Below are 9,318 nucleotides of genomic sequence, written 5' to 3' on the forward strand. Positions count from 1 at the left end.
AGAACTTTTTTAAAGAGTTATTAGGAATAGTTGCGGAAGTGGCGAAATTGGTAGACGCACCAGATTTAGGTTCTGGCGCCGCAAGGTGTGAGAGTTCGAGTCTCTCCTTCCGCACCATGTTTTCAGTAGGTCTATCGCCAAGCGGTAAGGCAGCGGCTTTTGATGCCGCCATTCCCTGGTTCGAATCCAGGTAGACCTGCCAACTATTTAAGTGAAAACCTTTCATAAAGGGGTTGTCACTGAGAGAGAGAATAGTTATATTGTCTCGCTCCAAAAGATGGCTACGTAGCTCAGCTGGTTAGAGCACATCACTCATAATGATGGGGTCACAGGTTCGAATCCCGTCGTAGCCACCATTCCTAAACATTCTCTTCACTGAGAGCTTTTAGGAATAAATAATGCGGAAGTGGCGAAATTGGTAGACGCACCAGATTTAGGTTCTGGCGCCGCAAGGTGTGAGAGTTCGAGTCTCTCCTTCCGCACCATGATTTAAGTTTCTAGTCGATGATTAGAAACGGATAGTGAAAGCTATCAACTGCAGGTCTATCGCCAAGCGGTAAGGCAGCGGCTTTTGATGCCGCCATTCCCTGGTTCGAATCCAGGTAGACCTGCCACTATTTAGCTATTGAGATGATTATCTTAATTAGCAGACAATTTATGCGGAAGTGGCGAAATTGGTAGACGCACCAGATTTAGGTTCTGGCGCCGCGAGGTGTGAGAGTTCGAGTCTCTCCTTCCGCACCATAAATTGTTGTGGCTACGTAGCTCAGCTGGTTAGAGCACATCACTCATAATGATGGGGTCACAGGTTCGAATCCCGTCGTAGCCACCATTCCTAAACATTCTCTTCATTGAGAGTTTTTAGGAATAAATAATGCGGAAGTGGCGAAATTGGTAGACGCACCAGATTTAGGTTCTGGCGCTGCAAGGTGTGAGAGTTCGAGTCTCTCCTTCCGCACCATTGTTTAAGTTTCTAATCAATGGTTAGAAACCGATAGCGTAAGCTGTCAGCTGTAGGTCTATCGCCAAGCGGTAAGGCAGCGGCTTTTGATGCCGCCATTCCCTGGTTCGAATCCAGGTAGACCTGCCACTATTTAGCTATTAAGACAATGTCTTGATGCATGAAAATTCGATGCGGAAGTGGCGAAATTGGTAGACGCACCAGATTTAGGTTCTGGCGCCGCGAGGTGTGAGAGTTCGAGTCTCTCCTTCCGCACCATCGAATTTCTTTTCTAAGCGAACACTTAGAAAACGATAGCAAAGCTGTCATCTGTAGGTCTATCGCCAAGCGGTAAGGCAGCGGCTTTTGATGCCGCCATTCCCTGGTTCGAATCCAGGTAGACCTGCCACTAATTCGTTATTAAGACTCTGTTTTGATAACAACACAAATCGATGCGGAAGTGGCGAAATTGGTAGACGCACCAGATTTAGGTTCTGGCGCCGCGAGGTGTGAGAGTTCGAGTCTCTCCTTCCGCACCATCGATTTGAATTCTAAGCAATGACTTAGAAAACACGATAGCAATGCTGTCATCTGCAGGTCTATCGCCAAGCGGTAAGGCAGCGGCTTTTGATGCCGCCATTCCCTGGTTCGAATCCAGGTAGACCTGCCACTATTTAGCTATTAAGACGTTGTCTTGAAAGCACACAATTTGATGCGGAAGTGGCGAAATTGGTAGACGCACCAGATTTAGGTTCTGGCGCCGCGAGGTGTGAGAGTTCGAGTCTCTCCTTCCGCACCATCATTGAACAAAACCCAGCTTAGGCTGGGTTTTGTTTTATCTGGCGTTCTTATGTTCATTGTTTGTGAAAACAAAAAAAAGCGAACTCGATGAGTCCGCTTTCCTTTCCTGATACAAACGCTCGTTTATTAGCCCACTCTCAATGCCATCACATTCCTAGCGCATATTTCAACACTTGATGTTTGATAGGCCCGGAGTGCTCAGCCAACTTGAGGGCTGCGTTACGAACCAATTTTAATGGGGTGATATCATTGCTAAAACCTTTGTAGAACAGATCCATCCCAGTTTGCATTAGCAAGTTGTCCGCATAGCGTGCTTTCTGATAGGCCGCTTGTTGAGCCACTGTCAAAGGTTGGTTTTCCGTCACCTTAAGTAACGCTTCAACGTCTTTAAAACCAAGATTGACCCCTTGACCCGCTAATGGGTTGATCGTGTGGGCTGCGTCACCAAGCAACACACAATTTTGTTGATAATAGGCTTGTGCGTGTCGCCGGGTTAATGGAAAAGAATCCCAGTACAACACGTCAAACTCTCCCAGTTCATCTGGGAAATGACGGATAATTTCCTGTTTCAGCTTTTCTGCGCTCATAGCTGACAACTCACGAATACGCTTGGGTGAATCGTACCAAACCAAAGAACCTTGCTGGCCTTTCAATGGCAAAAAAGATCGTGGGCCAGTTGGAGTAAATTGCTGCCAAGTGTTCGCCTGTTGCGCAGATTTCGTCGCAATATTGATCAACATACAATGTTGACGATAATCCCATGCGGTAATGCCAATGCCAGCCAACTCACGCACCTGAGAGTTGGCACCATCTGCGCCAATAACCCAAGAGGCTTCAATTTCTAAACCACTCTCGAGCGTCAACTTGTTGAACTCATCGAACTCAAGGCGCTTAAGTTTATCTGGGCATTGCAGAGTCAAATTCGAGTACTGAGCAAACTCTTGCCACAGCCCCAATTGAATTAGACGGTTCTCCACTATGTAACCAAGCTGTTCCAAATTAAGTTCATCGCTGTGAAAACGTGTACGACATTCTGGGTGCTCCCAGGTTTCTAACCGTTTGTAGGGACAAACTCGAGTTGCTTGAATATGTTGCCAGGCTCCTAGCGATTCCAGTAAGCGCACAGAGTTGTGAGAAATGGCGGAAACTCGAATGTCCATCGGTTGGCTTGCTTCAAACGCTTTCGGTTCAAACCCTTCTATCACGACGACTTTTCGGCCTTGTTTGGCAAATCCGATGGCCACAGCCGCGCCTACCATACCGCCACCGACGACGGCAATGTCGTATTTATTCATCTTGTACTCTTGATCAACTTGATTCTAATACGGTTTTGCATTGTACGTTTTACTGGCAAGTTTGCGAAACACTTTGTCCCTATCAAGCGGCTTAGGTCACTGAGTTTCCATCGACAAAAACCTTAAAAAACCAAGGCGAAATACCTGACAAGACCCTAGATAAAATCAGGCTTTGCGAAGAATTCACCAGATCACTAGTCAGTAGGTTTTTAAAGCAGTACAATACGCCGCTTACCGCCGTGAGGGCGGCTATACTTTGAACAATTTGTTCAACGAATTTTTAGTATTAACACGAGCGAAAGTGAGATGAGTAAGAAACTGCTAATTAAAACCTGGGGTTGCCAGATGAACGAATACGATTCATCGAAAATGGCGGATCTGCTGAACGCAGCAAATGGCTACGAATTGACAGAAGAACCAGAAGAAGCAGATGTTCTATTACTTAACACCTGTTCGATCCGTGAAAAGGCGCAAGAAAAAGTGTTCCACCAGCTTGGCCGTTGGAAAACACTCAAAGATAAAAAGCCAGGCGTCGTGATCGGTGTTGGTGGTTGTGTAGCAACACAAGAAGGTGATCACATTCGTGATCGTGCACCTTTTGTTGACGTTATTTTTGGCCCGCAAACCTTGCACCGTCTTCCTGAAATGATCAAACAGTCACAAAGTGAAGATGCACCTGTGATGGACATTTCATTCCCAGAAATCGAGAAGTTTGACAGTCTGCCAGAACCGCGTGCAGAAGGCGCAACCGCATTCGTTTCTATCATGGAAGGCTGTTCTAAGTACTGTACTTACTGCGTGGTACCTTACACTCGTGGTGAAGAAGTCAGCCGCCCAATGGATGATGTGCTTTACGAAATCGCGCAACTTGCCGAGCAAGGTGTTCGCGAAGTCAACCTGCTAGGCCAAAACGTAAACGCATACCGTGGCCCAATGCACGATGGTGAAATCTGTTCTTTTGCAGAACTGCTTCGCCTTGTTGCGTCTATCGATGGTATTGACCGTATTCGCTTTACCACCAGCCACCCACTTGAGTTCACCGATGATATCATCGCTGTCTACGAAGATACGCCAGAGCTGGTGAGCTTCCTTCATCTACCAGTACAAAGTGGTAGCGATCGCATTCTGACGATGATGAAGCGTCCTCACACTGGCATCGAATACAAGTCGATCATTCGTAAACTGCGTAAAGCGCGTCCTGATATCCAAATCAGTTCTGATTTTATTGTTGGCTTCCCAGGTGAAACCGACAAAGATTTCCAAGACACCATGAAACTGATCAAAGATGTCGACTTTGACATGAGCTTCAGCTTCATCTTCTCTCCTCGCCCTGGTACTCCTGCGGCAGATTACCCATGTGATCTTTCAGAAGAGACTAAGAAAGAACGCTTGTACGAACTGCAGCAACAAATCAACGCACAAGCCATGCGTTACTCTCGCCTAATGCTTGGCACTGAGCAGCGTGTTCTGGTTGAAGGCCCTTCTAAGAAGAACTTGATGGAGCTACGTGCTCGTACAGAAAACAACCGTGTAGTAAACTTTGAAGGTAGAGCAGATCTGATTGGTCAGTTCGTTGATGTGAAAATTACCGATGTATTTGCGAACTCACTGCGTGGTGAGATTGTACGTACTGAAAAAGATATGGACCTACGTAGCGTGATTTCGCCAACACAAATGATGGCCAAAACACGCCGCGAAGATGAGCTAGGTGTAGCGACATTTACGCCATAAGCTCGTATTAATCGCCATTGAGAGCCTGGTTGTTATCAGGCTCTCGTTAAGTGGCAGACAATGAGAGGCAACATTGAGCAATAAAATCGTCACTCTAGAGATTAACCTAGAACCCTCCGATAACCGCCGTCTTGCAAGCTTGTGCGGTCCTTTTGATGACAATATCAAACACTTAGAACGTCGACTCGGCGTTGAAATCAGTTACCGTGGCAACTTTTTTACCATCGTTGGTAAACCCCACACATCCGCTGCCGCGCTCGATATCATTAAAACGCTTTACGTTGAAACCGCGACGGTTCGCGGCCAAATTAAAGACGTTGAACCTGAAGATATCCACCTTGCGATCAAAGAATCTGGTGTGCTTGAACAAAACCAAGAATCGGCCATCGCGCATGGTAAAGAAGTGTTTGTTAAAACCAAGAAAGGGGTGATCAAACCTCGCACGCCGAATCAGGCGCAATACTTGGTCAATATGGTCACGCACGACATCACTTTCGGTATTGGTCCTGCTGGTACGGGTAAAACCTATCTTGCAGTTGCTGCAGCTGTCGATGCGCTAGAGCGTCAAGAGATCCGCCGCATTCTACTCACTCGTCCTGCGGTTGAAGCGGGTGAAAAGCTTGGTTTTCTACCGGGTGATTTGAGTCAGAAAGTCGATCCTTATTTACGCCCGCTTTACGATGCATTGTTTGAAATGCTCGGTTTTGAACGGGTTGAAAAGCTGATTGAGCGTAACGTCATCGAAGTGGCACCACTGGCCTACATGCGTGGTCGCACACTCAACGATGCCTTCATCATTCTCGATGAGAGCCAAAACACCACAGTAGAACAGATGAAAATGTTCCTGACCCGTATCGGCTTTAACTCTCGCGCCGTGATCACCGGGGATGTCACGCAGATTGACTTACCTCGCGGTGCAAAATCTGGCCTTCGTCATGCCATCGAAGTGCTCAATGAAGTGGAAGAGATCAGCTTTAACTTCTTCCAATCTGATGACGTCGTTCGCCACCCAGTCGTCGCGCGCATCGTCAATGCCTACGAGAAGTGGGAAGCGCAAGACCAAAAAGAGCGTAAAGAGTTTGAACAACGTCGCCGAGAAGAACGCGATGCCAAACTGCTTGAAGCCGCGAAAGCCGAGCTTTCTGCACAAATCAGCGCGGATAAGGAAACCACACATGGCAATTGAACTGGATCTACAACTTGCGGTCGAAGATCAAAACGGCCTCCCCAGTGTGCAAGATTTCCAAACCTGGCTGGACAAGACCATTCCGCAGTTTCAGCCACAGGCAGAAGTCACGATTCGCATCGTTGATAGCCAAGAGAGCCATCAGCTGAATCACGATTATCGTGGTAAAGATAAGCCCACTAACGTGCTTTCTTTTCCATTTGAAGCGCCTCCTGGGATGGAAATGGATTTGTTGGGTGATTTGGTTATTTGTCGCCAAGTGGTTGAACAAGAAGCCATAGAGCAAGACAAACCCCTGATGGCACATTGGGCGCATATGGTTGTACATGGTAGCTTGCATCTGTTAGGTTATGACCATATTGAGGACGACGAAGCTGAAGAGATGGAGTCCCTCGAAACAGAAATCATGCAGGGTATGGGATTTACTGACCCATACTTAGCGGAGAAAGAGTGAGCATTCGATACGCACTAGCGCATTGAATGCCAAACGTGAGCTATCACACTTCTGATAGCGTTACTTATTAGAGAAACAATGAACGACGACAATTCTCAAAATTCCGACGGTCCGAGTAGAAAGTCCTTCTTCGGACGCCTGGGTCAATTATTTCAGGGTGAGCCTAAAGATCGCCAAGAGTTAGTGGATGTTATCCGAGATTCTGAAGTAAATGACCTGATTGACCATGACACTCGCGACATGCTCGAAGGTGTGATGGAAATTGCTGAAATGCGCGTTAGGGACATCATGATCCCTCGCTCGCAAATGGTCACCATCGAGAGAAAAGATAATCTCGATTCACTTATCGCACTGATCACTGATGCGCAACACTCGCGCTACCCAGTGATCAGTGAAGATAAAGACCATGTAGAAGGCATCCTACTTGCGAAGGACTTACTCAAATACTTAGGCTCAGACAGTGCTCCATTTGATATCGAAGAGGTTATCCGCCCTGCGGTCGTGGTTCCTGAAAGTAAGCGAGTCGATCGCCTACTGAAGGAGTTCCGCCAAGAACGTTATCACATGGCCATTGTTGTTGATGAATTTGGTGGCGTCTCCGGCCTTGTCACCATCGAAGATATTCTTGAAGAAATTGTTGGGGATATCGAAGATGAATTCGACGAAGAGGAAGATGCCGATATTCGTAAACTCAGCAAACATACTTACGCGGTCAAAGCATTGACCACCATTGAAGAGTTTAACGAAACCTTTGGCAGTCGTTTTAGCGATGAAGAAGTGGATACCGTGGGTGGTTTGGTGATGACAGCCTTTGGTCACCTACCCACTCGTGGCGAGCTCGTAGAAATTGATGGTTTCAATTTCAAAGTGACCGCCGCCGATAACCGTCGAGTTATCCAGTTACAAGTCACCGTACCTGACTCGGTTTCTGTTGCAGAAACCACTCCTGAGTAACGATAACCGCCTCTGCAAAGAGGCATATCAGACGAACGATAGATGAAAAATACCCTATTTCATCGCCTCAAGCGGCCCATCGTGGCCGCTTTTGTTGGCGCTCTCACTACGCTTGCCTTTGCACCTTACCAAATTTGGTTGGTTGCGCTTATTACACCAGCCCTGTTGCTTATCCTTATTCATGGTCAATCACGTCGACAAGCCCTGTGGACGGGGTACGCGTGGGGATTCGGCCAGTTTGCCTCTGGCATTAGCTGGGTCTACGTCAGTATCGCTGGCTTTGGTGGCATGCCTCTGGCAGCGAACCTCTTTTTGATGGGGGCTCTCATCGCCTATTTGGCCATCTACCCTGCACTCTTCACTTGGAGCTACCAACGCTTTTTTGCCAAAGCAACCTTGCTCAACTTGTTGCTTGCCGCGCCAGCCCTGTGGTTAATAGCCGACTGGCTGCGTGGCTGGGTGATGACGGGCTTCCCTTGGCTGTGGCTCGGTTACAGCCAAATCGATTCACCTCTGGCGAGTTTCGCTCCGATAGGTGGTGTAGAGCTACTTACGCTACTGCTTCTGGTCGGAGCCGGAGCGATCGCCTATGCGGTGATTCATAAACGTTGGTCGATGCTACTCATCCCGACGGTGTTACTCAGCACGGGTTATGGTTTATCACACTGGGACTGGGTCACACCGCAACCGGACAAAGCCACCAAAGTGGCGCTTATCCAAGGCAATGTCGACCAAAACTTAAAATGGTTACCCAGCCAACGCTGGCCAACCATTATGAAGTACACCGATTTAAGCCGTGAAAACTGGGACGCCGATATTATTATTTGGCCAGAAGCCGCTATTCCAGCGTTTGAAGTCGAGTTGCCCTCCTATCTGAGTAATTTGGACAGTGCGGCAAAAATGAATCAAAGCGCGATCATCAGTGGCATTGTCAATCAAGCCGAAGATGGTCAGTTTTACAACAGCATTCTTGCCGTCGGTATGACGCCTTATGGGGATTACTCTTTTGATCTCACTGAGCGTTATCATAAGCATCACCTGCTGCCGTTCGGTGAATTTGTCCCGTTTGAGCAAATTTTGCGTCCATTAGCACCGTTTTTTAATTTGCCCATGTCATCGTTCAGTCGTGGTGATTTTGTGCAGCCTAATATCGTGGCAAATGGCCATCCAATGGCGCCAGCGCTGTGTTACGAAATCATCTTTAACGAGCAAGTAAGACAAAACGTTACCGACGACACCGATTTCCTTTTAACCCTGTCTAACGACGCTTGGTTTGGTCGTTCGATTGGCCCCTTGCAACACATGGAAATCGCGCGTATGCGTGCTCTAGAGCTGGGCAAACCGCTGATTCGCTCTACCAATAATGGTTTAACGGCGGTGACTGATCATAGAGGTAAAATTATCGCCTCTATTCCTCAGTTTGAAACGGCAGTGCTGCGGGCAGAGCTTACGCCGACCCAAGGACAAACGCCCTATCATCAACTAGGCAGTTGGCCACTCTACATTTGGGTAGCCTTGTCGCTCGCTCTCGCATGGTGGCGAAAACGCCGCACGAGTGCTTAGCGGCAAAGCCGATGGAGAAAATCCGTTGCGAAAAGCGCAAGCACAGATAGACAAAAACAAAAGGTACGCACTGGCGTACCTTCAGACTGCTGACAAAGGTCTAGCTTTCGAGCTAGACCTTTGATCTAATAGGGGTATCGAAATATGGATACTCCGATATGCTTCAAGAACCCACCCCGCAACAATACGAACTGGAAATGGTGACGATGGAACAGTTAGTTCCTAAAGACCATTTAGTGCGCAAAATCGATAATGCTATCGACTTTGAATTCATTCGTGATGAAGTCGCTCATCTTTATTGTAAAGATAATGGGCGTCCACCTGTTGACCCTGTTCGTCTCTTCAAAATCATCTTGCTTGGTTATATCTTTGGTATAAAAAGTGAGCGTCAGCT

Annotated in this window: 7 protein-coding genes and 14 tRNA genes; 20 read left to right on the forward strand and 1 reads right to left on the reverse strand. The window is 47.5% G+C overall.

The genetic code is table 11. From position 1 onward, the window contains the following. Positions 1-32 precede the first annotated feature (32 nt). The 14 genes from CIK04_RS02990 (at position 33) to CIK04_RS03055 (ending at position 1,739) form a co-directional block, all read left to right on the forward strand. Positions 33-117: transfer RNA gene (locus tag CIK04_RS02990), tRNA-Leu, on the forward strand. Positions 118-127: 10 nt separating this feature from the next. Continuing rightward, positions 128-202, forward strand: a tRNA-Gln gene (locus CIK04_RS02995). A 77-nt stretch (positions 203-279) separates the two neighbouring features. Beyond that, positions 280-356, forward strand: a tRNA-Met gene (locus CIK04_RS03000). A 44-nt stretch (positions 357-400) separates the two neighbouring features. Continuing rightward, positions 401-485, forward strand: a tRNA-Leu gene (locus tag CIK04_RS03005). A 54-nt stretch (positions 486-539) separates the two neighbouring features. Continuing rightward, positions 540-614 (forward strand) — tRNA-Gln (locus CIK04_RS03010). Positions 615-659: 45 nt separating this feature from the next. Continuing rightward, positions 660-744: transfer RNA gene (locus tag CIK04_RS03015), tRNA-Leu, on the forward strand. 11 nt (positions 745-755) lie between these two features. Then, positions 756-832 (forward strand) — tRNA-Met (locus CIK04_RS03020). A gap of 44 nt (positions 833-876) precedes the next feature. Beyond that, a tRNA-Leu gene (locus tag CIK04_RS03025) sits at positions 877-961 on the forward strand. 54 nt (positions 962-1,015) lie between these two features. Continuing rightward, positions 1,016-1,090, forward strand: a tRNA-Gln gene (locus CIK04_RS03030). A gap of 44 nt (positions 1,091-1,134) precedes the next feature. Then, positions 1,135-1,219: transfer RNA gene (locus tag CIK04_RS03035), tRNA-Leu, on the forward strand. 55 nt (positions 1,220-1,274) lie between these two features. Continuing rightward, positions 1,275-1,349: transfer RNA gene (locus CIK04_RS03040), tRNA-Gln, on the forward strand. 45 nt (positions 1,350-1,394) lie between these two features. Then, positions 1,395-1,479, forward strand: a tRNA-Leu gene (locus CIK04_RS03045). Positions 1,480-1,535: 56 nt separating this feature from the next. Next, a tRNA-Gln gene (locus CIK04_RS03050) sits at positions 1,536-1,610 on the forward strand. Between the two features lie 44 nt (positions 1,611-1,654). Continuing rightward, a tRNA-Leu gene (locus tag CIK04_RS03055) sits at positions 1,655-1,739 on the forward strand. A gap of 148 nt (positions 1,740-1,887) precedes the next feature. Here the strand turns inward: CIK04_RS03055 and CIK04_RS03060 are convergent. Beyond that, complete coding sequence (locus CIK04_RS03060; RefSeq protein ID WP_097353347.1) at positions 1,888-3,036, reverse strand: 2-octaprenyl-3-methyl-6-methoxy-1,4-benzoquinol hydroxylase; 1,149 nt, start codon at positions 3,034-3,036, stop codon at positions 1,888-1,890. 306 nt (positions 3,037-3,342) lie between these two features. Here CIK04_RS03060 and miaB point away from each other — a divergent pair, with 306 nt between their 5' ends. The 6 genes from miaB to CIK04_RS03090 all read left to right on the forward strand — a co-directional run. After that, complete coding sequence (gene miaB, locus CIK04_RS03065; RefSeq protein ID WP_097353348.1) at positions 3,343-4,767, forward strand: tRNA (N6-isopentenyl adenosine(37)-C2)-methylthiotransferase MiaB; 1,425 nt, start codon at positions 3,343-3,345, stop codon at positions 4,765-4,767. Positions 4,768-4,840: 73 nt separating this feature from the next. Next, positions 4,841-5,953: a PhoH family protein gene (locus CIK04_RS03070; protein ID WP_011149715.1), complete on the forward strand. Its 1,113-nt coding sequence runs from the start codon at positions 4,841-4,843 to the stop codon at positions 5,951-5,953. Then, entirely contained in the window at positions 5,943-6,407 is a 465-nt protein-coding gene (gene ybeY / locus CIK04_RS03075; protein WP_017420894.1) for an rRNA maturation RNase YbeY, read from the forward strand. Before CIK04_RS03070 ends, ybeY begins: the two co-directional genes overlap by 11 nt. 78 nt (positions 6,408-6,485) lie before the next feature. Further along, entirely contained in the window at positions 6,486-7,361 is an 876-nt protein-coding gene (gene corC / locus CIK04_RS03080; protein WP_097353349.1) for a CNNM family magnesium/cobalt transport protein CorC, read from the forward strand. Positions 7,362-7,403: 42 nt separating this feature from the next. Further along, complete coding sequence (gene lnt / locus CIK04_RS03085; RefSeq protein ID WP_045591678.1) at positions 7,404-8,924, forward strand: apolipoprotein N-acyltransferase; 1,521 nt, start codon at positions 7,404-7,406, stop codon at positions 8,922-8,924. Positions 8,925-9,082: 158 nt separating this feature from the next. Continuing rightward, positions 9,083-9,318 (forward strand): transposase (locus CIK04_RS03090; protein ID WP_176463275.1); only part of this gene is annotated, 236 nt, incomplete at its 3' end.

The organism is Vibrio sp. 03_296 (assembly GCF_002265885.1).